Annotated in this window: 25 protein-coding genes; 15 read left to right on the top strand and 10 right to left on the bottom strand. The window is 54.8% G+C overall.

From position 1 onward, the window contains the following. The first annotated feature begins 354 nt into the window (after positions 1 to 354). Positions 355 to 1686 carry an MATE family efflux transporter gene (locus tag KOI40_RS02745; protein WP_216095900.1) on the top strand — a complete coding sequence of 444 codons (1332 nt, stop codon included), beginning with the start codon at positions 355 to 357 and terminating at the stop codon, positions 1684 to 1686. A gap of 167 nt (positions 1687 to 1853) precedes the next feature. Further along, the gene (locus tag KOI40_RS02740; RefSeq protein ID WP_216095899.1) at positions 1854 to 2612 is read left to right on the top strand and encodes a hypothetical protein; all 759 of its coding nucleotides are present in this window, start codon (positions 1854 to 1856) and stop codon (positions 2610 to 2612) included. Between the two features lie 3 nt (positions 2613 to 2615). On the opposite strand, the gene KOI40_RS02735 is transcribed toward KOI40_RS02740, so the two are convergent. Together KOI40_RS02735 and prlC are read right to left on the bottom strand one after the other, a co-directional pair. Further along, complete coding sequence (locus KOI40_RS02735; RefSeq protein ID WP_216095898.1) at positions 2616 to 2861, bottom strand: YheV family putative zinc ribbon protein; 246 nt, start codon at positions 2859 to 2861, stop codon at positions 2616 to 2618. Positions 2862 to 2886: 25 nt separating this feature from the next. After that, positions 2887 to 4923, bottom strand: a complete 2037-nt coding sequence (gene prlC / locus KOI40_RS02730) for an oligopeptidase A (protein WP_216095897.1) — start codon at positions 4921 to 4923, stop codon at positions 2887 to 2889. A gap of 199 nt (positions 4924 to 5122) precedes the next feature. Between prlC and KOI40_RS02725 the strand changes: the two genes are divergently transcribed. Then, on the top strand, positions 5123 to 5722 hold the full coding sequence (locus KOI40_RS02725) for a gamma carbonic anhydrase family protein (protein WP_216095896.1): 600 nt from the start codon (positions 5123 to 5125) through the stop codon (positions 5720 to 5722). 25 nt (positions 5723 to 5747) lie between these two features. On the opposite strand, the gene KOI40_RS02720 is transcribed toward KOI40_RS02725, so the two are convergent. From KOI40_RS02720 to KOI40_RS02690, 7 genes are all read right to left on the bottom strand, one after another. Beyond that, positions 5748 to 6227 (bottom strand): bacteriohemerythrin, encoded by a 480-nt coding sequence (locus KOI40_RS02720; RefSeq protein WP_216095895.1) that lies wholly within the window; start codon positions 6225 to 6227, stop codon positions 5748 to 5750. Positions 6228 to 6303: 76 nt separating this feature from the next. After that, positions 6304 to 6756, bottom strand: coding sequence for a bacteriohemerythrin (locus KOI40_RS02715; RefSeq protein ID WP_216095894.1), 453 nt, complete (start codon positions 6754 to 6756; stop codon positions 6304 to 6306). A gap of 94 nt (positions 6757 to 6850) precedes the next feature. Beyond that, positions 6851 to 7687 (bottom strand): shikimate dehydrogenase, encoded by an 837-nt coding sequence (aroE, locus tag KOI40_RS02710; RefSeq protein ID WP_216095893.1) that lies wholly within the window; start codon positions 7685 to 7687, stop codon positions 6851 to 6853. 7 nt (positions 7688 to 7694) lie between these two features. Further along, a complete protein-coding gene (hemF, locus tag KOI40_RS02705; RefSeq protein WP_216095892.1) occupies positions 7695 to 8603 on the bottom strand; it encodes an oxygen-dependent coproporphyrinogen oxidase in 909 nt (302 codons plus the stop codon). A 158-nt stretch (positions 8604 to 8761) separates the two neighbouring features. After that, the gene (gene tsaC / locus KOI40_RS02700; RefSeq protein ID WP_216095891.1) at positions 8762 to 9331 is read right to left on the bottom strand and encodes an L-threonylcarbamoyladenylate synthase type 1 TsaC; all 570 of its coding nucleotides are present in this window, start codon (positions 9329 to 9331) and stop codon (positions 8762 to 8764) included. Positions 9332 to 9398: 67 nt separating this feature from the next. Next, a complete protein-coding gene (gene dprA, locus KOI40_RS02695; protein ID WP_216095890.1) occupies positions 9399 to 10577 on the bottom strand; it encodes a DNA-processing protein DprA in 1179 nt (392 codons plus the stop codon). Positions 10578 to 10683: 106 nt separating this feature from the next. After that, the gene (locus KOI40_RS02690) at positions 10684 to 11703 is read right to left on the bottom strand and encodes a LysM peptidoglycan-binding domain-containing protein (RefSeq protein ID WP_216095889.1); all 1020 of its coding nucleotides are present in this window, start codon (positions 11701 to 11703) and stop codon (positions 10684 to 10686) included. A 257-nt stretch (positions 11704 to 11960) separates the two neighbouring features. Between KOI40_RS02690 and def the strand changes: the two genes are divergently transcribed. The 5 genes from def (at position 11961) to KOI40_RS02665 (ending at position 17759) form a co-directional block, all read left to right on the top strand. Next, entirely contained in the window at positions 11961 to 12473 is a 513-nt protein-coding gene (gene def / locus KOI40_RS02685; protein ID WP_216095888.1) for a peptide deformylase, read from the top strand. Between the two features lie 92 nt (positions 12474 to 12565). Next, positions 12566 to 13492 carry a methionyl-tRNA formyltransferase gene (gene fmt / locus KOI40_RS02680; protein ID WP_216095887.1) on the top strand — a complete coding sequence of 309 codons (927 nt, stop codon included), beginning with the start codon at positions 12566 to 12568 and terminating at the stop codon, positions 13490 to 13492. Continuing rightward, complete coding sequence (rsmB, locus tag KOI40_RS02675; protein ID WP_216095886.1) at positions 13493 to 14863, top strand: 16S rRNA (cytosine(967)-C(5))-methyltransferase RsmB; 1371 nt, start codon at positions 13493 to 13495, stop codon at positions 14861 to 14863. Positions 14864 to 14906: 43 nt separating this feature from the next. Continuing rightward, positions 14907 to 16292 (top strand): Trk system potassium transporter TrkA, encoded by a 1386-nt coding sequence (gene trkA, locus KOI40_RS02670; protein ID WP_216095885.1) that lies wholly within the window; start codon positions 14907 to 14909, stop codon positions 16290 to 16292. An 18-nt stretch (positions 16293 to 16310) separates the two neighbouring features. Next, the gene (locus KOI40_RS02665) at positions 16311 to 17759 is read left to right on the top strand and encodes a TrkH family potassium uptake protein (protein ID WP_216095884.1); all 1449 of its coding nucleotides are present in this window, start codon (positions 16311 to 16313) and stop codon (positions 17757 to 17759) included. Positions 17760 to 17763: 4 nt separating this feature from the next. On the opposite strand, the gene KOI40_RS02660 is transcribed toward KOI40_RS02665, so the two are convergent. Further along, on the bottom strand, positions 17764 to 18675 hold the full coding sequence (locus KOI40_RS02660; protein WP_216095883.1) for a lysophospholipid acyltransferase family protein: 912 nt from the start codon (positions 18673 to 18675) through the stop codon (positions 17764 to 17766). 276 nt (positions 18676 to 18951) lie between these two features. Between KOI40_RS02660 and glyQ the strand changes: the two genes are divergently transcribed. From glyQ to KOI40_RS02625, 7 genes are all read left to right on the top strand, one after another. After that, positions 18952 to 19932 carry a glycine--tRNA ligase subunit alpha gene (gene glyQ, locus KOI40_RS02655; protein WP_216095882.1) on the top strand — a complete coding sequence of 327 codons (981 nt, stop codon included), beginning with the start codon at positions 18952 to 18954 and terminating at the stop codon, positions 19930 to 19932. A gap of 2 nt (positions 19933 to 19934) precedes the next feature. Next, the gene (glyS, locus tag KOI40_RS02650; RefSeq protein ID WP_233709878.1) at positions 19935 to 22016 is read left to right on the top strand and encodes a glycine--tRNA ligase subunit beta; all 2082 of its coding nucleotides are present in this window, start codon (positions 19935 to 19937) and stop codon (positions 22014 to 22016) included. Positions 22017 to 22100: 84 nt separating this feature from the next. Continuing rightward, the gene (gene gmhB / locus KOI40_RS02645; RefSeq protein ID WP_216095881.1) at positions 22101 to 22694 is read left to right on the top strand and encodes a D-glycero-beta-D-manno-heptose 1,7-bisphosphate 7-phosphatase; all 594 of its coding nucleotides are present in this window, start codon (positions 22101 to 22103) and stop codon (positions 22692 to 22694) included. A gap of 3 nt (positions 22695 to 22697) precedes the next feature. Continuing rightward, a complete protein-coding gene (locus tag KOI40_RS02640) occupies positions 22698 to 23414 on the top strand; it encodes a lysophospholipid acyltransferase family protein (protein ID WP_216095880.1) in 717 nt (238 codons plus the stop codon). Positions 23415 to 23453: 39 nt separating this feature from the next. Then, positions 23454 to 24113, top strand: coding sequence for a LysE family transporter (locus KOI40_RS02635; RefSeq protein WP_216095879.1), 660 nt, complete (start codon positions 23454 to 23456; stop codon positions 24111 to 24113). A 73-nt stretch (positions 24114 to 24186) separates the two neighbouring features. Continuing rightward, positions 24187 to 24774 carry a nicotinamide mononucleotide transporter gene (locus tag KOI40_RS02630; RefSeq protein WP_216095878.1) on the top strand — a complete coding sequence of 196 codons (588 nt, stop codon included), beginning with the start codon at positions 24187 to 24189 and terminating at the stop codon, positions 24772 to 24774. Between the two features lie 7 nt (positions 24775 to 24781). Then, positions 24782 to 25162: a DOPA 4,5-dioxygenase family protein gene (locus KOI40_RS02625; protein ID WP_233709877.1), complete on the top strand. Its 381-nt coding sequence runs from the start codon at positions 24782 to 24784 to the stop codon at positions 25160 to 25162. Positions 25163 to 25201 lie beyond the last annotated feature (39 nt).

Below are 25201 nucleotides of genomic sequence, written 5' to 3'. Positions count from 1 at the left end.
CGAGAGCTGGTGTACGTGGTTACTTCCAGTCCACTGCCACCTGGGCATTACAAATTGTCTGTTGTATCAAGGCACAGGAAAACCTTTCACACTGATACATCTAGCGCGACCTGCTTCATTCGAGCGGGGGATACCAGCAACACTGTCGACGTCCAGGAGGTACATCCAACAAACTGCGGCAAATTGTCGCAACTACAACGCTTTTAGGTTATCCATAGGAGCAAAGCAGAGTCAATGCTTTTATTTCGTTTTGCTCTGTCCAATTTTTGTACAATTCGATTTATTTCTGTTGATTTCAATCGCTTAGGGCAATTTTCAGTACAATAACGCGCCCGATCCAGAAAGAACTTTTTCATGCAACGACTCATACAACTACGAGATTTGCCTCACAAATCGGTTCTGGCACTCGCCTGGCCCATGATTCTGAGCAATATCTCGGTACCGCTGTTAGGTTTGGTCGACACAGCGGTACTCGGCCACCTGCCCTCGCCAGTCTACTTAAGCGCCGTTGCTCTGGGCGCCAGTTTGCTGTCGATCATATTCTGGGCGATGGGCTTTTTGCGCATGGGCACCACCAGTCTGGTGGCGCAGGCCAGTGGCCGAAAAGATGAAGCCAGTGTCGAAGCGCTGCTGATTCGCAGCTGTTTGCTGGCCCTGTTGCTCGGCATCCTGCTGATCCTGTTTCGCGAGCCGCTGCTGTCGGCATCCTTGCAATGGATGCAACCGTCCGCAGCAGCAGCCCCGCTGTCGAGCAGCTACTGCCATATCCGTATTCTCAGCGCACCTCTGGTGCTCATGACTCTGGTGATCCTGGGCTGGTTTATCGGCCGCCAGAACACGCGGGTGCCTCTGATCATCATGGTGGCCACCAATCTCACCAACATCCTGCTGGACCTGATTTTTATCTGGGGTCTTAACATGAACAGTGATGGGGCTGCCCTGGCGACGGTCTGCGCTGACAGCCTGGGCTTTATGTTGGGTGTGTACTTCGTTGTCAGAGAAAAACCTGAACTGATTGCATCCATCGCTCGTCACTGGTCAGTGCGTTTCGACGACTACCGTGCCTTGTTGTCGATCAACCGTCATTTATTCATTCGCACGTTGTGCCTGTTGTTAACCTTCGCATTTTTCACCGCTCAGGGCGCACAAATGGGTGATACTGTACTGGCGACTAACGCCATTATTTTCCAGCTACTGATGCTTACGTCCTACAGTCTGGATGGTATTGCCCATGCGTCCGAGGCACTGGTTGGCAATGCGGTGGGCGAAAAGAATTCCGGACGCATCAAAGCCCTGATCATCACCACCGGGTTCTGGAGTTTATTGATTGCCGCAGCCATGGCAATTTTTTTCACTGTCGGACAATCGCTATTGATTCCCTTATTTACCAGCATTAGTTCTGTCACTGATGCGCTGAACGCCTATTATTTGTGGGTGATTTTTTTGCCGTTGATTTGTTTTTCCGGCTTCTGGCTTGACGGTGTGTTTATCGGTACAGGACGCACCAAAACCATGCAAAACTCCATGCTATTGTGCTGCGTTTTGGTTTTTTTCCCGGTTTGGTGGTTATTTCAACCTCTTCACAATCACGGTTTATGGATTGCATTTTCCACGTTCAGTTTGGCTCGAGGCTTAAGTCTGGGTCTGTATTTGCCGTCACTTTTCACACCGACGCCCAATAAGTAAAACCATATAGCCTTTTGTTCTTTCAACACGCTTGTTTTTATGTAGATATCGATTATCTTGATTACTGCGGTAACAATCTGATTTCGCTGTATATTTGATCTGGCAAAAGTTTATTTTCAACTACCCTTATAAAGTCTAACCAACTAAGTCTTATGGAAATAAAAGACGTGCTTACGATCCGGAAAACCATACAACTGGCCAAAGCACATGAAAAAGAAACCGGCCACCTCTGCTCTCTGCTTGAGAAGGAAATTCCCAAGCTGCACAGTGCTATTCGCCTGCCCAATGACAATGCGGCTGAGGCTCTGGTGGATTTTGTCACTCGCTATATCGAGCACGTTCCCGACTTTGTAGAAGCCATATCCAACGTTACCAATCAAGCCAGAGTGTTTGACTACGCAGAAACATTTTTGCGCATTGCCAAAGACTACTTTCTGCATCCGCCGGAATTGATTGACGGTCATCAGGGGATGGATGCCTTGATGGATGAGGCTTATTTGGCCCACCGGTTGATGGAAGAGGTGAACGATCGCTTTATCAGCTATTGTGGAGCGCCATTGGCTCCCATGGACATGACCCGTTCCAATCTGATTATTCATCACCTGATTGGCGAGCCCTTCGCCAACGAACTGGATCTGGCTGTTCAATATTCCGTTGAACTGTGCATGACTAAAGAAAAGGTGTTTGAGCACCCGGAGTTTCAGCAATATCTTGCAGAACATCGTCAAGCCGGCTGGCAAAAAGAGTTGGATGAATGGCCGTGCCTGGCTAATGATCTGGATATTACCTTGAGTTTTACTGAACCGGAGGCGGCTATCGCCTCCGCTCCTGATACCATCGAACAACCGCAACCTGCACCAGCCGAGCCTACAGACTCAGCAGATCTGACTGGTTTTGATACTGTACCCAAGGGGTTTCTGCACTGATTTCTACTGATCCTTAACCGGTGGAAACTGAATCACCTGCACCTCAGCTTTCTTTTCTTCTTCCGTTTTATTGACCCGGGTTTCCAGTTCGCGAGCTTTGGGCGTGAAGTGCATTTCATCGGAGAATCCACAGCTGACACATTCCCGATAGTCCTGGCCGTCCTTGTTGTAGACGACAATCTTGTCCATTTCTGAACACTTGGGGCATACCGCCCCGGCAATAAAACGTTTCTTGGATTTAAAAGTCATAGCGTTAACTCACAGTCATCACAGGTTACACAATACCGCTGTGACGCAGCAGTGCTTCGGTGTTGGGCTCGCGGCCACGAAAATTTTTAAACAGTTCCATCGCCTCTCTGGAACCACCCATTTCGAGAATTTCCTGCAGGAAACTTTGCCCGGTTTGCGCATTAAAAATCCCCTCTTCTTCAAAACGGGAAAACGCATCACTGGATAAAACTTCAGCCCATTTATAACTGTAGTAACCGGCCGCATAGCCACCGGCAAAAATATGACTGAAGCTGTTTTGAAAACGATTGAAGGCCGGTGGTTGAGTAACGGCAATCTCGTCGCGAACATCATTCAGAACGTCCTGCACCGGGCGCGGATTGTCAGGGTTGTAATTTCGATGCAGGCGGAAATCAAACAGTGAGAATTCGATTTGTCTCAGCATTTGCATCGCCGACTGGAAGTTTCTCGCGGCCAGCAAATTGTTGAGCAATTCATCGGGCAGGGGCTCACCACTTTCGTAGTGACCGGAAATCATCGGAATGACCGATTTTTCCCAACACCAGTTTTCCAGGAACTGGCTGGGCAACTCCACTGCATCCCAGGCAACACCACTGATACCACTGACGGCAGCGGTACTGATTTTCGTCAGCATGTGATGCAGGCCGTGACCAAACTCATGAAACAGGGTGACCACTTCATCGTGAGTCAGCAGCGCCGGCTTGTCGCCAACGGCCGGCGTAAAGTTACAGGTGAGATACGCCACGGGCAATTGCAATCCCTGGGGCGCCTGACGGCGAGTGCGGCACACGTCCATCCAGGCACCGCCGCGCTTGTTGGCGCGGGCGTATAAGTCCAGATAAAACTGGGCAATCACTTCACCGTTTTGCTCCACCTCGTAGAAGCGCGCATCCTTGTGCCAGACATCCGCTTGCTGCTGTCGAATACGGATGTTAAACAGGCGACTGACCACTTCGAACATGCCTGCCACAACTTTTTCGGCGGGGAAATACGGACGCAGTTCTTCCTGGGAGATTGCGTACTTCTGCTCTTTCAGTTTTTCACTGTAATAGGCCTGATCCCAGGCCTGAAAATCGGTCAGACCGTCACGGTCTTTGGCGAAGGTTTTCAGTTCTTGGTAATCGGCTTCGGCAGCCGGCTTGCTTTTCTCAGCCAGCTCCAGCAAAAACGACTCGACCTGATCACAGGTTTCCGCCATTTTGGTAGCCAGTGAACGCTCGGCGTAATTATCAAAGCCGAGCAATTTCGACAACTGGTGACGCAACGACAATATTTCATCAATCAACGGCGCGTTGTCCCACTGCCCGGCGGTTGGTCCCTGATCGGATGCGCGGGTGCCGTAGGCGGTGTAGACCTCTTCCCGCAAGGCGCGATTGTCGGCGTACATCATCACCGCCAGGTAAGACGGGATATCCAGTGTGATCACATAACCGGACTCGCCTTTTTCTTCCGCCGCCTGTTTGGCCAGTGCCAGAGCATTGTCCGGCAGACCGGCCAACTCTTCCGCACTGTCGAGTTGTTTGTACCAACCCTGGGTCGCATCCAGCACGTTGTTGGCAAACTGGGTACTCAGCTCGGACAAGCGCTGTTTGAGATCACTGTAGGTTTTCTTTTCAGCCTCTGGCAGATCCACCCCGGCGAGACGAAAGTCGCGCAGTGCGTGCTCGACCGAGGTACGCTGTTCGCGGGACAGTGTGGAAAACTCCTCGCTGTCAGCCAGAGCCTGATAGGCATCACACAGGGCTTTATTCTGCCCCACTTCAGTACCGTAGGCAGTCAGTTTGGCAATGCTGTTGGTGTAGGCCTCGCGCAAGGCGTCGCTGTTGAGTACCGCATTCAGGTGCCCCACCGGCGACCAGGCTTTGCTGAGCTGATCATCCTGCTCCTCCAGCGGAGTGATGAGATTATCCCATGACACCCCCTGCGACTGTGCCTGCTGCACCACCTGATCGAGACTGTCGCGACACTGCTGGATCAAATCCTCAATTGCCGGCTCAACGTGCTCTGCACGAATCTCGGAAAAAGGCGGTAATACGGGATTGCTAAGCAATGGATTGGTCATAAAGTCGTTTACCTCGTGTGGGGGCACTGATCCGGGAGCGGCCGGAAACATGATCGTATGGGCCTATGATACACCTCTTGGGTGTCTATTTGGGGGCAGTGGTCCGGGAAATAAAGAGGCCACCTATGCTAAAGTGGGACTGACTTATAACCTGTTACTCAGAACCCCGCTTAATAACCAGACACTCCGGAGCCAGATCATGACGGACAACACTGCGACCCCCAACGCCTTTACCCCGGGCTCGGTCATGTCTTTTCAGAATATGTCGCCACAACTGGGTGAGCGGGTCTATGTTGATCCCACAGCCCGCATTATTGGCGACATCCACATTGGAGCCGACAGTTCAATCTGGCCGTTTGTGGCAGCCCGTGGCGATATGCACCGCATTCAGATTGGTGAGCGCACCAGTATTCAGGACAACACCGTCCTGCACATCACCCACAAAGGACCATTCAATCCCGAGGGCTGGCCACTGACCATTGGTGATGACGTCACCGTCGGGCACAGCGCTACCCTCCACGGCTGTACCATCGGTAACCGGGTGTTGGTGGGTATTGGTTCGATCGTGCTGGACGGTGCCGTGGTGGAAGACGATGTAGTTATCGGTGCCGGCACACTGGTGCCACCGGGAAAACGTCTGGAAAGTGGTTACCTGTATGTCGGCTCACCCTGCAAACAGGCTCGTCCTCTGAGCGAGAAAGAAATGAATTATTTTACCTATTCGGCAACCAACTACGTAAAACTGAAAGATCAGTATCTGGCGGAAGCGGAACAAACTATCCCCTCACACCAGACCTGAATTATCACTGCGAAGATTACAAGCGCTATTGAAAATAGCGGGACACGGCTTCCGCCACCCAGTGGCGGTGCTGTTCCGGTTCAATACCCAACAACTGTTGTTTCACCAGCTCAGCGTAACCTTTGTCTTCGGTCATGATGTGTTGTATCAACCATTGCTGCAACACCGCGGCAAGCTTCTGGCTCACCTCTTCACCCTGTTCACAGCGCGCCTTCAGGTTCTCAATCAGACCGGTAAACTGGCGATGCACCAATTGGTGTTCCGACAGTTCCGGATAGTCGGCTTCTTCCATCAGCGCTTCTTCAAACGCGAAGTGTGACACGGTGTAGTCCACCAGGCTGGCCAGCACCTGTTTAATTTCAGCGGTATTTTCCCCCGTTGCTGCATCCAGGTCCGCGGCTGAAATGTCGTAAATCTGATTGATGTACTCCACGATCCGCTGGTGTTGATGATCGATAATATCGATACCCAGCTCAAACTCTTCCGACCAAACGAAACGAGTCATAAGTCCTCCTGCACAGGCATACTGTTGCGTTTCAAAAACAGATGTTCTTCAAAAACAGGTGTTCTTAAGAAACACATTAGCCAAACAACCGGGCCATCCAACTTCCAGACTTGGTTTTCACTCGTTTGGTCGCTTCATTCATATTCGCTTTCACCACACCGGTGTAATCGCGATCATCGTGTTTGATGTGGTTCACCAACCAGGTTTTGAGCGTGTGGGCCAACTCTTCGGTAACGTCTTCTCCCGCTTTGGCGCTTTGCTGGTAGGCCTGAATTCTGCGAGTGAAAAGGGCATGAACTTTTTTGTGGGCTTTACAGAAAGGGTAACCCGCCTCTTCAATCAGCGATTCTTCAAACGCGAAATGAGACAGGGTGTAGTCAATCAGCTCGTCCAGAACTTCGAGCAATTCTGCCTGGCTGTGATGTTGGTGAGCGCGCTCAACGCCATTAATGTAATCCACAATGCGTTGATGCTGACTGTCAATGACTGGAATCCCGATTTCCAGATCGGACGACCACTGTAGCGACATGAACTTAATCTCCTGACACTGAATATGGCGAAGATTCTAGTGCAGGGTCTCGAAGACTTATTAGATTTAGATCAATTAAACGCCAGGTTGTGGATTAGGATTGCAGCTGTTCCCGCAGTGATGTGATCACCGAATTGACTTCCGGTTTAACACCGCGCCACAGAGAAAAAGCTTCTGCGGCCTGACCTACCAGCATGCCCAGTCCGTCGGCGATGTGACTGGCCCCATGCTGCTGCGCCCATTGCATGAAGACGGTCGGTTCTGCGCCGTACATCATGTCATAACAGCAGGCGTTGTCTGTGAGCAAGGAGTCCGGTAGCGGTGGCAGATCACCAGACAAACTGGCAGACGTACCATTGATCACTACGTCGAATTGCTGATCGGTGAGATCGTCAAAACCACAGGCCTGCACCTTGCCATAGCGCTTGAATTCGCGCACCAGTGTCAGGGCTTTGGCAATGGTCCGGTTGGCAATCACCACGTTCGCCGGGGATTGTTCCAACAGGGGCTGGAGTACACCGCGCACCGCGCCGCCGGCACCCAGCACTAAAACATTCTTACCCGCCAGGGACCAGCCGAGGTGTTCGACAATATCGGAGACCATCCCCTGACCGTCGGTGTTGTCCCCCAGAATGGAGCCATCATCCAGCACTTTTAACGTATTCACCGCGCCGGCATTGCGCGCCCGTTCGGTGAGCTGCGTGGCGAATTCAAACGCATCCAGTTTAAACGGAACGGTGATGTTCAGCCCCTTGCCACCGTCAGCAAAAAACTGACGGGCGGCAGCAGAAAAACCGTCGATCTCAACCAACTGCTTTTCGTAGTTCAGTGCCTCACCGGTTTGCTCGGCAAACTGGTGATGAATTTGCGGCGACTTGGATTGGGCAATGGGATTGCCGAAGACGCGGTACTGATCCTTGGGGCTGTTCATCAATCGGTTATACCCATTCCTGTGGTTGTAAATACACTTCGGTTAATTCTGCTTCTGCAGATCCCGGTTCCGGTTGCCAGTCGTACTCCCAGCGAACCAGAGGTGGCAGGGACATCAGAATGGATTCGGTGCGACCACCGGTTTGCAGACCAAACAGGGTACCGCGATCAAACACCAGATTGAATTCGACGTAGCGTCCGCGACGATACAACTGAAAATCCCGGTGCTGCTCGGTGTACTCCTGCTGTTTGCGCTTGGCCATAATCGGGCGATAGGCTTCCACATAGCTGTCCCCCACAGAGCGCATGAACGCAAAACTTTGCTCGAAACCCAACTCGTTGAAATCATCAAAAAACAGACCGCCCACACCGCGGGGTTCATTGCGGTGCTTGAGATAGAAATATTCATCGCACCATTTTTTGAATCGCGGGTAGATGTCTTCGCCAAAGGGCAGGCAGGCCTCTTTGGCGGTTTGATGCCAGAACTGACAGTCTTCCTTGTTGCCGTAATAGGGTGTCAGATCGTAGCCGCCACCAAACCACCACACGGGTTCTTCACCCTCTTTTTCAGCGATAAAGAAACGTACATTGGCGTGACTGGTGGGCACAAACGGGTTGCGCGGATGAATCACCAGCGACACCCCCATGGCTTCGAAAGATCGACCCGCCAGCTCCGGGCGATGGGCGGTTGCCGATGCCGGCATCTGGGTTCCGAAGACATGAGAGAAGTTCACACCGCCCTTTTCAATCACGGCACCGTCCACCAGCACTCTGGAGCGACCACCGCCGCCCTCTTCCCGCTGCCAGCTGTCTTCGACAAACTTGCCCTCGCCATCTTCGGCTTCCAGTTGGGCGCAGATACTGTCCTGCAGGGACAACAAATATTCTTTAACGGCGTTTTTATCCGGCTGGCTCATGGGCTTCCTCGGGTTGTGTCTTTCTGCTTTCGCATTCAGGTAATGGGTTGTGGGAGCGCATCATGCCCTATGCCAATGGCGAGCAACTTGCGTTACATCAAACAGCCTCGAACTAAACCGGGCCATTTGTACGGGCTCGGCAGCTGCCAGCGAAACCTTTAACTGGCTCGCACAACCCGACCGGTCACCAGGTCGCGAATCTGTGTCGGCTTTGCCTCGGCACCCACTGCACCGGGGGTAATCATCCCCAGGCTGTCGCTGAAATACTGATGCACTTTCCATTGATGCAAGGCCGGGCTCTTACCCTGCGGGTTGGCCGAGGTGGACACAATCGGCCCACCAAAGGCCCGGCACAGGCCAGCCACCAACGGGTGCGCACTGACCCGTAGCGCCACGCTGTCGTACTGACCTTTGACCCACTCGGGAATCTGATTCTCGAGATCCGGCACAATCCAGGTGTTGGGCCCCGGCCAGGAGGCGGTCAGGGTTGCCCGCTGCTCGTCGGTCAGCGGGCGCAGATAATCGGCAAACTGTTCAATATCCGCCGCGACAAGGATCATGCCTTTCTCGTAATCCCGCTTTTTCAGGGCCAGCAGCTTGTACACCGCCTGCTCATCAAATGGGGAACACCCCAATCCCCACACGGCCTCGGTGGGGTAGGCGATAATCTCACCGCTCCAGAGCAGGTCGGCAGCGCGTTGAATGCTTGGGTGACGGGACCAGTCCATCCGTAATTCTCTTCTCAATGGTGACAATACGCGCGGCAACTTACCTCAAGCGCATGCAAAGCACAACTTACCCTAAACGTACGATATTGCCACCCTCCTGGGCGATCAGTCCACGCAGTTCCAGCTGCATCAGAGTGGCCAGCAACTCTGGCGTGGAAAGCGCAACCCGAGCGCCCAGCTCGTCGAGGTTGCAGACGTCAAAACCGACCGCCTTGAGCAGAGCCTGCTCCTGGGGTGAGGCATCGGATAGTCGATCCGCCTGCGACTCGGGTTCAGCGCCCTCAACAGCTGTCGTGCCGATATCCACCATCGGAACTGACAGCGCCCAGCCTCTCAACTCCCGGGCGATATCTTCCGCCGTCTCGACCAGGGTCGCGCCTTCCCGAATCAGGCGGTGACAGCCCCGACTCAGGGGATTGTGAATGGAACCGGGTATGGCGAACACCTCCCGGTTTTGTTCCAGGGCATAGCGAGCCGTAATCAGTGAACCGCTCTTCAGGGCCGCTTCCACCACCACAACCCCCAAGCTCAAACCACTGATAATGCGGTTGCGACGAGGAAAGTTTCCACTGTGAGGCGCCGTTCCGGGGGCAAATTCCGTAATCAGGGCTCCACCGCCGGCGACAATGTCTTGCGCCATGGTGCGATGACGCGCGGGATAAATGCGATCGATACCGGTCCCCATCACCGCCAGCGTTACCCCATGCCCCTCAAGTGCCCCCAAATGGGCAGAGGCATCGATGCCCTGCGCCAGACCGCTGGTCACGCCCAATCCCACACTGGCGAGGTAGCGGGCAAACTGCCTGGCGTTTTCTCTTCCATTTGGGGTTGCGTGACGACTGCCCACAAACGCGATCTGGGGCATGGACAGGGCTTCCACCGCCCCCTGCACATACAGCACCGGCGGTGGCTGGTCGGTGGCCATTAGCATCTCGGGATAGCGGATATCCTCGTGGGTTATGACGTCGACCCCAGTATCCACAAGCGGCAGGTGGCGCTCGACAAAGGTTCGCCAGCACGGGCTTTGCTCCCGATAGCGATAAAACTCGTTAAACATCGACCGGCAAGCGGCGGGAAAGAAACGCTGCAGGCTGCCCAGAGGCTGGGTCAACAATCGCTCGAGAGGCAGGTTGTTGTGCCGCAATTGCCAGTAGCGGGACACCCCAAACCCGGGGAGAGATAACAGAAACGGGATTAACCACGGAGTCGGGTCGTCGAAAGACAACCCTGAACCTTCCTTGTTCATAGCATCATCCTTGATGTTTTTGATTTTTTAAAGTTCAGGAGCAAGCTCCTGATACAACAAGCCCCGGACAGGGCCGGGGCTTGATTCAGTCTGGCTGCCAACCCTGTTAGGGATGACGCGCCTTGTCGTTCACCGCCAGAGGACGGGAGGCTTCCAGCACCAGTGCCAGACTCATTTTTTCAAAGGTGCGGAACACCATCATCAGACCGGCTTTCTCGTCGGGCAGCTTCACCACATCACCCTTGACCCGATCGCGAATCGCACCACCATCTTTATAGATGGCAAAGACGTTACCCACTTCCACGCCTTCACGCTCACCGCGGTTAAAGGCAACAACGTCCATACGACCCACCTGGGTCAGGCCGCCTTCAACGGCCATGATGACACCCTCAAGACCTTCTTCAGGACGGGATGGATAGAAAGTGGATTCGATAGCGCGCTCTTCATGGGGCAGCAAACGGTCGGCAATGCGGATCTCTTCCACCGAGCGGGTCACATCGAAAGTGCCCAGATCGCCCTGCTCATCACGGATCTTCACCGTGCCGATATCCAGGGCCTGCAGCCCCAACAACTCATTGGTTTGCGGATCGATAAAGCGCTGGCCACCGCGATACACCCCGTAGACCTGGGCACCATCGCTGAAATCGCCACGCGCATACAGCTGGTCACCGGCACCGACCACCAGATGCTGCTCGGCACCCGTCAGAACGTGGGGAGCGGCTTCCATTTCCGCAGCGGTCACGACACGGCTGCGGCTCAGGAAGTTATTGATCTCGTCCAGTGGAATGGCCGGGATGGCTTCATCCAGCGGAATCGCCCGGACTTGGGGGGACAATTTGACGTTGCGGGTGCCCCGCTCCAGGGTCAGACGGGGTCTGCCGTCGAGATAGACCAGCTTGATCACATCGCCCGGATAGATCAGGTGGGGGTTTTCAATCTGTGGGTTCACTTGCCAGATTTCCGGCCACATCCACGGATTTTGCAGGAAGGTTCCTGAAATATCCCAGAGAGTATCGCCTTTCACTACGGTGTAGCGATCAGGGTGTGGGTCCTTCAAACGCACCTCATCCGCCAGGGCAGAAAGAGATAAACACAAAGCAAAGAAGGCAAACGCTAGTTTTTTCATAGAAACCGATCCTGTTTGTTCGGTCCGCCAGCAGTTGACGTTATAATAGCTGGACGAACACTCGTGCTGGTTCCATTTGTAGAATCAAAGACGCGGCAGTTATTTTCCCGACCCGTCCACCTGGCTTCACCCCAAAACGAAGCCGGGCAGGTAGCCACTAAAGGAAAATCACCAGCCCCAACACTTAAATGCTGTATGATTCATAATGTTATCAGCGCTTGTTACCTTTTTACTAGAAGTTTGTCACACCAAGAACTATGGCTATATTAAAGATACTGGAATTTCCCGACCCCCGCCTGCGTACTGAGGCCAAGCCCGTCGAGACGGTAGACGACTCTATCCGTCAACTGATCGACGATATGTTCGAGACCATGTACGACGCGCCCGGTATCGGCTTGGCCGCCACCCAGGTCAATGTTCACCAACAGGTGGTGGTGATGGACATTTCCGAGGACCAGAGCGATCCGCTGGTGTTTATTAACCCGGAAGTGACGGTGCTGGACGACGACACCCTGCCCTACGACGAAGGCTGTCTGTCGGTTCCCGGTTTCTATGAAACCATCGATCGTCCGTCCAACATCATTGTCAAAGCACTCGACCGCAACGGAGAACCCTTTACTCTGGAGCCCGATGGTCTTCTGGCCACCTGCATTCAGCACGAGCTGGATCACCTGAAAGGCAAACTGTTTGTCGATTATGTGTCGCCCGTCAAGCGCCAGCGCATTCGCAAAAAGCTGGAAAAAGCTCACCGGCTGCAAGCCAGCGGCTAGACAGGAACAGCGACATACCGTGAACAGCAAGGGAAGTCTGACTTCCCTTTTTTTGTAATACGACCTCAATACGACTTAACGATGGAAGTACCATGCGTCTGATCTTTGCCGGCACCCCGGACTTTGCCGCTCACCACCTGCAGTGCCTGATCGACAGTGATCACGAGATAGTGGGCGTTTACACACAGCCCGATCGCCCCGCCGGTCGCGGCAAAAAACTGGTGGCCAGTCCGGTCAAGCAGCTGGCCGAACAACACCGTTTGACCGTGTTTCAGCCGGTCAACTTTAAAGAAGACGGCGCACTGGACACCCTCACCGGACTCAATGCCGATGTGATGGTGGTCGTGGCTTACGGACTGCTGTTGCCGCAACCGGTTCTGGATGCCCCCCGCTTTGGCTGCATCAATGTGCACGCCTCGCTGTTGCCCCGCTGGCGAGGCGCCGCGCCGATTCAGCGAGCCATTGCCGCCGGCGACCGCGAAACCGGCATCACCATCATGCAGATGGACATTGGTCTCGATACCGGCGATATGCTGATCAAAACCCACTGCCCGATCAGCACTGAGGATACCGGCGGCAGCCTGCACGACAAACTGCTCACCCAGGGTGGCCCGGCCCTGCTTGAAGCCCTGACCCAGATCGAGCAACAAACCCTGAAACCGGAAAAGCAGGATGACAGCCTGGCCTGCTACGCCTCCAAACTGACCAAGGAAGAAGCGGCCATCGACTGGCAGCAACCGGCGTCGGTCCTGTACGACCAGATCCGGGCGTTTAACCCCTTCCCAGTGGCGTATTTCAGCCAGGGCAAGGATCGTATCCGGGTCTGGGAATGCCAATTGAGCGACGGGCAAGGAACCCCCGGCACCGTTCTCCGAGCCGATAACCAGGGAATCGTGGTCGCCTGTGGTGACGGCGCCCTGTCTCTGAGCCAGCTGCAACTGCCCGGCAAGAAAGCGCTGGCGGTGCGCGATATCCTCAACGGTCACGGCGACCGTTTTGCCACCGGCACCCAACTGTAAATGAGCAGCGAATCCGCCAGTCACAAAAGTCCGCGCCCGGTTCGGGTTCAGGCGGCCCTGACGCTCGCCAGCGTCCTGCAACAGCAGGCCTCACTGGCCAGTCTGATGACACCGGCGCTGGACAAGGTCGATGCACAGGAACAGCCGCTGTTGCAGGAACTGTGTTTTGGTACCTGTCGCTGGCAGCCCCAACTGCAGTCCATTCTGAACCGGCTGCTGGAAAAACCCCTCAAGCCCAAAGACAGTGATATCCACGCGCTGCTGCTGCTGGGCCTGTATCAACTCAAGTATCTGCGCATTCCCGATCACGCGGCCCTGAACAATACCGTGGCCGCCTGCAAATCCCTGAAAAAGCCCTGGGCCGAAAAGCTGGTCAACGGGATTCTGCGACGGTTTCAGCGGGAGCGGGAATCTCTCGAAGCCGCTTTACAGAAAAGCCCGGCCTATACCTCGGCGCACCCCAACTGGCTGCGCAAAAGTATTGAAAACTTCTGGCCGCAACAATCAGAGGCCGTGTTTGCAGCGAACAACGCCCACCCGCCGTTTACCCTGCGCCTTAACCTGTCTCAGCAAAGCCGCGATGACTACCGTCAGACACTTGAGAACCTGGAATTGGGCAGCACCCCGACCCCGTTCAGTCCGTTTGGACTGACGCTCGACAAGGCCTGTGATGTCAATAAACTGCCCGGCTTCAGTGAGGGCAAACTGAGTGTGCAGGATGAAGCAGCGCAACTGGCGGGCGAGCTGTTGCAACTGCAACCGGGACAGCGGGTGCTGGACGCCTGCTGCGCACCCGGCGGCAAAACCGGGCACATTCTGGAGCTGGGCACACAGCTGACCAGCCCATTACAAAACGTGGTGGCGCTGGATCTGGAAGCGCGAAGACTGGAGCGGGTAAAAGACAACCTGCAACGCCTGCAACATCAGTTAAACCAGTACAACCAGACTACGACCCTGATCTGTGCCGACGCGCTGGCCGTGGACGAGTGGTGGGATGGCGAACCCTTCGATCGCATTTTGCTGGATGCCCCCTGCTCGGCCACCGGAGTGGTGCGTCGTCATCCGGACATCAAACTGCTGCGCAACGCAGCAGATATTGCTAAGCTTGCGGCACTACAGCTCAGCCTTTTGCGAGCCCTGTGGCCAACACTCAAGCCCGGTGGTCGCCTTGTGTACGCCACCTGCTCTCTGTTGCCCACCGAGAACACCCGGGTAGTCGAACAGTTTATCGAGTCAGAGGCAGGTGCCAAACACGACCCTATCGATGCACTCTGGGGGCTGCCTCAAGCCTGCGGTCGACAGTTACTGCCACAGATTCAGGGACACGACGGTTTTTACTACGCATGTATCAATAAGTCCGACGCACCCTGACAACCTACGCTCAATCACACGGGAATAAGGTCATTAATCGACCATGAAAATCATTATTTTGGGAGCCGGTCAGGTTGGCGGCACACTCGCGCAAAACCTTGCCAACGAAGCCAATGACATCACCATAGTCGACACCGACGAGTCGCGCCTGAGGGAATTGGTCGATCGTTTCGATATTGGCGTGGTCACCGGTGAAGCCTCGCACCCGACCGTGCTGGTGCAGGCCGGCATTGAAGACGCCGACATGCTGATTGCCGTCACCAGCAATGACGAGCTCAATATGATTGCCTGTCAGGTGGCCTACAGTCTGTTCCGCACCCCCACCAAAATCGCCCGTATCCGCGCCAACGCCTACCTCAACAAGCCCGATCTTTTCAGCAACGACGCGATTCCCATTGATGTGTTGATCAGCCCCGAGCGACTGGTCAGCGATTACATTTTCCGACTGATCGAACACCCCGGCGCCCTTCAGGTGCTGGATTTTGCCGACGGCAAGGTACAGCTGGTGGCGGTAAAAGCCTACTATGGTGGCCCACTGGTGGGACAGGAACTCAGTTTCCTGCGCCAGCACATGCCTGCCGTGGATACCCGGGTGGCAGCCATCTATCGCCGCGATCGCGCCATTACACCGGAAGGTTCAACGGTCATTGAAGCTGACGACGAAGTGTTCTTTATCGCCGCCAAATCCGATATTCGCGCAGTGATGAGCGAACTGCGCCGACTGGAGAATCAGTACAAGCGCATTATCATTGCCGGTGGCGGCAACATTGGTTTCCGGCTGGCACGGTCACTGGAATCCCGCTACAGCGTTAAGCTGATCGAATTCCATCTGGATCGTTGCAAGTATTTGTCCGAGCGCCTGCATCGCGCCATCGTCTTGCACGGCAGTGCATCGGATCAGGAGCTGTTGCTGGAAGAAAATATCGAAGACACCGATGTGTTCCTGGCACTGACCAACGACGACGAGGCCAACATCATGTCCTCGATGCTGGCCAAGCGACTGGGCGCCCGCAAGGTAATGACACTGATCAACAATCCAGCCTATGTGGATCTGGTGCAGGGGGGCGAGATCGATATCGCCATTTCACCCCAGCAAACCACCATCGGCAGTTTGCTGACCCACGTGCGTCGCGGTGATATCGTCAACGTGCACTCCCTGCGACGGGGCGCGGCGGAAGCCATTGAAGTGATTGCCCACGGCGACCCTCGCACCTCCAAGGTGGTGGGCAAAGCCATTGAAGACATCGATCTCCCCGCCGGCGCCAGCATCGGCGCCATTCTGCGAGAGACCGACAAAGGCAGTGAAGTGTTGATTGCCCACGACAACATCGTGGTTGAGACCGGGGATCACGTAATCGTCTTCCTGGTCGACAAGAAGCACACCAAAGACATCGAGCAACTGTTTCAGGTTGGCTTCACCTTTTTCTAGTCAGGCGCCTAATCATCCATGCACATTACGGTTATTTCCCGCATTCTCGGCATTTTGCTGATGCTCTTCAGCCTGACGCTGTTTCCGCCTTTAATGGTGTCGCTGTGGTATCACGACCACAACCAGATGGCCTTTTTACTGGCTTTTGCCATCACCTTCTTTACCGGACTGCTGATCTGGTTTCCGGTGCATAACGTCAAACAGGATCTGCGCACCCGCGACGGTTTTCTGATTACTGCGCTCTTCTGGTCGGTACTGGGGCTGTTCGGTTCGCTGCCGTTTATGTTCAGCGGCGGGCTGGAATTGTCTTTCACCGACGCCGCCTTTGAATCCCTGTCAGGTCTGACCACCACCGGAGCCACGGTGATTACCGGGCTCGATGCCCTGCCCAAGTCGATTCTTTATTACCGCCAGCAACTGCAGTGGCTGGGGGGGATCGGTATCATCGTGATCGCCGTGGCGATCCTGCCCATGCTCGGCATCGGCGGCATGCAGCTCTACCGGGCCGAGACGCCGGGGCCGGTCAAGGATCGCAAGCTGACACCGCGAATCACAGAAACCGCCAAGGCCCTGTTCTTTATTTATCTCGGGCTGACGATTGTCTGTGCCCTGTCCTTCTGGTTTGCGGGCATGACCTTGTTCGACGCCATCTGCCACAGCTTTGCCACCGTCGCCATTGGTGGGTTCTCTACCCACGATGCCAGCATGGGGTATTTCGACAGCGAGCTGATTCACGCCATCTGCGTGTTTTTCATGATCGTCTCCGGGGTCAACTACGCCCTGCACTTCTACAGCTGGCGGGATCGCAGTTTCATCCACTATTTCCGCGATCCGGAATTTACCCTCTATATGGGCGCCATTCTGGTGGGCTGCGTGCTGACCGTATTCCTGTTGTATCACTTCGGCATATTTGATTTTGGCGACAGTGTCAGCCACGGGATATTCCAGCTGGTATCGATCCTCACCACCACCGGTTTTACCACCACCGACTTCAGTGCCTGGCCCAACATTCTGCCATTTATGTTGCTGTATTTTGCCTTTATGGGTGGCTGTGGCGGATCAACCGCCGGCGGCATCAAGGTGATTCGCATCATGCTGATCATCAAACAGGGTGTACGGGAGATCCAGCGACTGATCCACCCCAACGCCGTCATCCCGATTAAAGTGGGCAGCACCAGCGTGTCAGACCGGGTGGTCGATGCGGTGTGGGGCTTCTTCTCGGTCTATGTCTTCGCCTACTTTATGATGTTTCTGATTCTGATCGGCACCGGCTCGGACGTGGTGACGGCTTTCTTTGCCGTGGGCGCGTGTATCAATAATCTCGGGCCGGGACTGGGAGAAGTAGCGACTCACTACGGCGATATGAACATGACTGCCAAGTGGGTGCTGTGCTTTGCCATGCTGCTGGGTCGACTGGAAGTGTTCACCTTGCTGGTGCTGTTCAGCCCCATGTTCTGGAGACGGTAAGCGTTTACTTTTTCTTTTTGTAGAGCTTGGGCATACCTTCCGGCTGCTTGCGGAAACGCTTGTACTCCCACTGATACTGGGCGGGAATCGCGTCCACACACTTCTCAACGGTTTTGTTCAAGCCCGTCAGAGCCGTCAGGGTATCCTCGGAATAGATCCGCTCGTCGGCGTGCTCAAAATGAATTTCAAAACCGCCCTTCACCCGCTCGGCATAGGCAGCAATGATCTTACAGCCTGAGCGCTCCCGCAGGCTGTTGACCAGGGTCATGGTCAGAGCCGGTACACCATAAAAAGGGGCGAATTCACCACCGGCGGCATCAGGCACCTGATCCGGCAGAATCCCGGTAAAGCCGCCGGCCTTCATCACCTTCAGCAGCGCCAGCACCCCGCGGCGATTGGTCGGCACCACGGTCGCACCGGCTTTTTCGCGGCCTTCACGAATGATGCGGTCCACCTCTTCAATCTCCGGCGGCTGGTAAAGGAAAGTGGCTCCGGGCACCTCGGACAAATACAGTCCCAGCACCTCCCAATTCCCCAGATGGGGAGCCAGCGTCACCACCCCGCGACCTTCAGCCAGCGCCTCATCGAGGATTTCACGCTGGTGCACCGCCAGGATTTTGCTCTCCAGCCAAGCCTGATCTTTCATCCACACGGCCCCGGTTTCCAGCATCATCTTGCCGGTTTCGATCAGGCTGTCACGGATCAGTTGTTTGCGCTCGGCCTCTGCCATCGTCGGAAAACACAACTCAAGATTTTCCCGGGTTACCCGGTACAAGCTGTTGCGGCACACACAGGATGCCCACCCCAACACACCACCCAGGCCGCGACTCAACCACAGGGGCAAGCGGGCACTGCCCTTTAAACAGAAGACGATCACGCGTTCCTTAAAACTGAGGGAAGAAGGTGAATCCGACATAGAAAACTCAAAGCCAGTAATGGGGAGGCGGAAGCTTACCCAATGACTTATTGCTGAACAACATGGAACTTACCGCCAAATATCACAGATTTAACCCCCTCAAAGTGGCAGATCCTGCCCCGCAACCGTGTTCTGCGCCTCTGTCTGGCCAGCCAATCTGCTAAATTGGACGCATTCCTTGGTGCTATCTGCCGCTAAGGCTATAATCTCGCCCCTATTTTCGCTCTATTGTCGATTATTTACCGAAATTCACCAAAGCCGGAGGGACAGACAGCCGTGTCTGAGACCAACAAGCCCGATGTCAGTACGTTTCAAGGACTGATTCTCGCACTTCAACAATACTGGGCCCGTCAGGGCTGCGTCGTTTTGCAACCACTGGATATGGAAGTGGGCGCGGGCACCTTCCATCCGGCCACGTTCCTGCGCGCCATTGGCCCTGAAACCTGGAACGCTGCCTATGTGCAGCCCTGCCGCCGTCCCACCGACGGTCGTTACGGCGAAAACCCCAACCGTCTGCAACACTACTACCAGTATCAGGTGGTGTTGAAGCCCTCTCCGGACAACATTCAGGATCTGTACCTGGGCTCCCTGCAAGAGCTGGGACTGGACACCCTGATCCACGACATCCGTTTTGTGGAAGACAACTGGGAATCCCCCACCCTGGGTGCCTGGGGTCTGGGTTGGGAAGTGTGGCTTAACGGTATGGAAGTCACCCAGTTTACCTACTTCCAGCAAGTGGGCGGGCTGGAGTGTTTCCCGGTTACCGGTGAAATCACCTACGGCCTGGAGCGTATCGCCATGTACCTGCAGGGTGTCGACTCCATCTACGATCTGGTGTGGACCATCGGTCCGGACGGCAACAAGGTCACCTACGGCGATGTCTTCCTGCAGAACGAAATCGAAATGTCCCACTTCAACTTTGAAGAAGCGGATGTGGACTTCCTGTTCCAGACATTCGACACCTGCGAGCGCGACAGCCAGCGTCTGATTGAGAAAAACCTGCCACTGCCCGCCTACGAGATGGTGATGAAGGCCTCCCACGCCTTCAACCTGCTGGATGCCCGTCACGCCATTTCCGTCACCGAGCGCCAGCGCTACATTTTGCGTGTACGCACCCTGGCTCGCGCCGTGGCCCAGGCCTACTTTGATGCGCGCCTGAAACTGGGCTTCCCGCTGGCGGAAGACAACCTGAGACAACAAGTAATGCAACTGGTGGCAGAAAACGAAGCTGCCGACCAAAAGGGAGGTGAACAGTAATCATGGCTAAGGATTTTCTGGTCGAACTGGGCACCGAAGAACTGCCCCCAACTGCACTGAAAAAACTGATGCTGGCTTTCAGCAGCGGCATTGCCGACGGTCTGAAGCAGCAGAATCTGGCGTTCGAAGCCATCGAACCCTACGCCGCCCCTCGCCGTCTGGCCGTGGTGGTGCGCAATCTGGAAGAGCAGACCCCCGTGAAAGATGTGGTTGTCTGGGGCCCTCCGGCCAAAATTGCTTTCGATGCCGATGGCAATCCCACCAAGGCCGCTGAAGCCTTTGCCAACAAGAACGGCATTGCCGTCAGTGAACTGGCCAGCGAGAACGACGGCAAGGTCGACAAGCTGGTGTATCGCTCCCAGGCCGGTGGCGAAACCACCGCCGAGCTGTTGCCTGCCATTGTGGAAAATTCACTCAACGCCCTGCCCATTGCCAAGCGCATGCGCTGGGGCGCCAGCCGCGCGGAGTTTGTCCGTCCGGTGCACTGGCTGATCATGCTGTTCGGAGACGATCTGGTTGAAGCCAACATGCTCAACCTGCACGCCGGTCGTGAAACCCGCGGCCATCGCTTCCACTACAATCAGGCCCTGCAGGTAGACAACGCCAGCGATTACCTGAAAAAGCTGCCATCCATCGGCTATGTCATGGTGGATTATGAGCAGCGTCAGCAACTGATTCGCCAACAGGTCGAAGCCGAAGCCGAGAAAATCAACGGGGTTGCCGTGATCGATCAGGACCTGCTGGACGAAGTCACCGGTCTGGTGGAGTGGCCCGTGGCCCTGACCGGCCGCTTTGAAGAGCGCTTCCTCGAAGTGCCTTCTGAAGCGCTGATCTACTCCATGAAAGAGCACCAGAAGTACTTCCCGGTGGTGGATAAGAACGGCAAACTGCTGCCCTACTTTATCACGGTCTCCAACATCGAAAGTAAAGATCCGGCACAGGTCATCGACGGTAACGAGCGTGTGATTCGCCCGCGTCTGTCCGATGCGGCGTTCTTCTTTGAAACCGATAAAAAAGTATCCCTCGGCGAATTCCGCAACCGCCTGAAACCCATCGTCTTCCAGGCTCAGCTGGGCTCCATCTTTGACAAGACCGAGCGCATCAAGGGACTGGCAGCCAACATTGCCAACCAGTTGGGTGCCGACGCCGACAAGGCCGCACAAGCCGCCGAGCTGTGCAAATCGGATCTGGTTTCAGACATGGTCGGCGAGTTTGACAAGATGCAGGGTCTGGCCGGTTACTACTACGCGGTCCACGAAGGTCTCGACGAAGACGTGGCCAGCGCCCTGAAAGAACACTACCAGCCGAAGTTTGCCGGTGATGCCCTGCCGGAAACCGAAACCGGCACCATCGTGGCTCTGGCCGACCGCATCGATACCCTGAGTGGTATTTTCGGTATTGGCCAGAAGCCTACCGGTTCGAAAGACCCGTTTGCCCTGCGCCGCGCCAGTCTGGGTGTGTTGCGTCTGCTGGTGGAAAAACAATTGCCGCTGGATTTGAAAGCGCTGTTGTCTGCCGCCGCCGAACAGCATGGCAGCAATATTGGTAACGCCGACGAAACCGTGGCAACCACTTTCGCCTACATGGTGGAACGCTTCCGCGCCTGGTACGAAGAGGACCAGATCGCCGCTGAAGTCTTCCAGGCGGTACAGGCCAAACAATTGTCCGAACCGCTGGATATTCACAATCGTGTACTGGCGGTGAACGCCTTCCGTGCATTGCCCGAAGCAGAGGCTCTGGCAGCGGCCAACAAGCGGGTTTCCAACATTCTGGCCAAAACCGAAGCTAACACCGACGCTTCCGTGAATGCCGAGCTGCTGCAGGAACCGGCAGAAAAAGTCCTGGCCGAACAACTGGCTGCCAAGTCCGCCGAGGTTGCCCCACTGTTTACCGCCAATGATTACACCGGCACTCTGGCAGCCCTGGCCAGCCTGCGTGCTCCGGTGGATGACTTTTTTGACAACGTGATGGTGATGGCCGACGACGAGGCGCTGCGCAACAACCGCATCGCGCTGCTGAGTCAGCTGCGTCAACTGTTCCTGCAGGTGGCTGATATTTCTCTGTTAGCACCCAGCAAGAACTGAGGTAATGCCTAAAGAACCGTCATTGCGAGCCGCAGACGCTGCTCGCAATGACGACCGTTTTATCCATCTGTGAATCACCGACCTATGCCCAACACAAACACCAAACTGGTGATTCTCGATCGCGACGGAGTGATTAATCGTGACTCCGATGCGTTTGTGAAATCCGCAGAAGAATTTATCCTCATCGACGGCAGTGCTGAAGCCATTGCACACCTGTGCCGCAATGGTTACACCGTGGTGATTGCCACCAATCAGTCCGGTATCGCCCGCGGCTATTTCAGCACCGATGATCTGGAAGCCATGCACAACAAGCTTCGTGCTGCTGTCGCCGCCGAAGGGGGTGAAATCAGTGCGATCTTTTATTGCCCGCACGGACCGGACGATGGTTGCAGCTGCCGCAAACCACTGCCCGGCTTGATCGATCTTATTGAAAAAGAGTTTGAACTCAGTGCCGCCGGAGCCCCGTTAATCGGCGACAGCCTGAGAGACTTGCAGGCAGGCATAGCCAAAGGTTGCGACCCGATTTTGGTGAAAACCGGAAAAGGCCTGAACACCCTGAAAAAATTACAAGAAGAGCCTTCAGCCCAAAACGAAAAAGAGCAGCTGTCATTAAATACACTGCCGGTGTTTGATGATTTACAACAGGCCGCTCTCTACATTACTGAACATTATGGATGATTTATGCAGGTTGCCCGCGCTATAGCTTTTTACACCATCATGTCCATCACCGCCGTCATTTTCGGTGTGCTGGGCATTCTAATGCCCATTACCCCCTACCGGTTTCGCAGCCGCTTTTTTATTTCGTTCAATGTCGTCATGTTATGGGCATTGAAATACGTCTGCGGTGTCAGCTGTAAAGTTCGAGGTCAGGAAAACCTGCCGCAAGATCAGGCCTTTGTCATCATGGCCAAACACCAGTCGTCATGGGAAGCGATTTTCTTCCAGTGGTTCTTTCACCCCACCTCCATCATTCTGAAAAAAGAACTGCTGAAAATTCCATTTTTCGGCTGGGGCCTGGCTCAGTGTCGCCCTATCGCCATTGATCGCAGCAACCCGAAAGAAGCTCTCAAGAAAGTCAAAACCTACGGCCAAAAGCGCCTGAGCGAAGGCAATAACGTGTTGGTGTTCCCGGAAGGAACACGCACTCCAGTTGGCCAAACCGGCACCTACGCCCGCAGCGGTGCCGATATCGCCATCAATGCCGGTGCACCGCTGATCCCGGTGGCTCACAATGCCGGGGTTTATTGGCCCATGAAACGCTGGGTGAAAAACCCCGGTGTGATTGAAGTTTCCATTGGCGCACCGATTCCCACCGAGGGTCGAACCAGCAAGGCCGTCACGGAAGAGGTGAAAAACTGGATTGAAAACGAAGTGGCGAAGATGTCAGGCAAAGCCTGACTGTTACTTTAACTGCCCATTGAGCCAGAGACTCCCCTTATGGATATGACACTGTTTGCCATGTTTGTCACGGTTGCCCTCGCGCACTTCCTCGCCCTGCTCAGCCCAGGTCCGGACTTTGTACTGGTGGTCAAAAGTGCCGTCAGCAACCGCAAACAAACCGCACTCGGAGTTGCCGCCGGTATCGCCTCTGCCAATGCCGTCTATATTGCGCTTTGTCTGATCGGCGTCGGTGCCATTCTGTCCAGCTCCATTGTCATCATGACCACCTTAAAACTTGCGGGCGGATTGTTTTTAACCTATTTGGCGTTTTCGGCGTTGCGCGCAAAAAAATCCGATTATGCTGCTCTCAGCCAGGCTACAGAAATCAATAACCGTGACCGCTCGACATTGCTACGGGAGTTTCTGACCGGGTTTGCCTCCGGCATACTGAACCCCAAAAACCCTCTGTTCTACCTCAGTCTGTTCACACTGGTCCTCAACGATAATGTCGGCCTGATGTTCAAAATTGTGCTGGGACTGTGGATGACTTTTGTGGTGTTTGCCTGGGATGCCTTTATCATTTATGCCTTGTCACAAAAGAGTGTGCGCAATGCCTTCAATCGGCTGGCCTTTTACATTGATAAGTGCACCGGCACGATTCTGGGTCTGTTTGGTTTGACCCTGATCCAATCTGCTCTTTTCGACACCCGACGGTAATCACAAAGCCCCGGTCTCACGCGCCACTGCCTTCATGTGTGGACGATGCAAATTTCTGAGGTAGAGAAAAAGCATGATGGATCTGTTGCTGCAAATCTGGGGTGGACTATTCTATCTGGCCAACAAGATACTCTTCGCGGTGGCAGAAGGGCGCCGTGAACCCACGAAAAAACAACTCAGGTTATCGGGCTGGATCATCTACATTTTTGGTGTGCCCGCCTGGGTCATGGTACTGGCTGGCGAACACAACTGGATCGCGGCTTCGATTCAGGCCGGTTGCGTACCCTCCATGCTGTTGGGGGCATACAACACCTACCACGATCACAAAAAAATCCACAAGCTGTTCAACAAAATCGTGACCCTGTGCACCTATACCTCACTGGCCTTTGGTGTCAGCTACAGCATTCATCAGTACGGTGGTATCACCTCGATATCCCAGATACTGGAAGTCGGGATTATGCTGGGCTTTTTACTGGGCAGCTATTATATGGCGAAGAATCACCGGGCCGGCTGGCTGCTCTTTGCCCTCATGAATCTCAGTATGGCAGCGTTGATGTTGTTGCAGGCAAAACCCATCCTGATGGGCCAGCAACTGGTTTCCCTGGGCTTTGTCATCTATGGTTTTATTCAGTCACGCTCACTCAAACCTCAACAGAGTTAACCGATCCATGATCGAAGATTACCGACAACCCGTGAATGTTCATCAGGCCTATCACGCCCACATTTACTTCGACGCCGACACGGTGGAACAGGCTCGCGATTTGTATAGCCAAATCAGTAACCACTTCGAGCTCAAGGTCGGTCGCTTCCATGAAAAACAGGTGGGCCCGCACCCGCGCTGGAGCTTCCAGGTCATTTTCGGCAAAAAGGATTTTGACCGTTTTGTTCCCTGGCTGGATGCCAACCGCAATGGTCTGACGATTTTTGTACACGGGCTCACCGGTGACGATATCAAGGATCACACGGACCATGCCTATTGGCTGGGTCAGGGGCTTGCGTTACACCTCGACGTGTTTGGTATTGCCCCCGATCATCGTCCGTCAAAATAAACCGGAGCTTCACCGCCTCAGAAATCCTGCAGCTGGCCA

This window comes from Pseudomaricurvus albidus, assembly GCF_018863235.1.
GTDB lineage: Bacteria > Pseudomonadota > Gammaproteobacteria > Pseudomonadales > Cellvibrionaceae > Pseudomaricurvus > Pseudomaricurvus albidus.
Note: the sequence above shows the minus strand (reverse complement) of the source record. Positions and strands in the feature narration are given on the sequence as shown.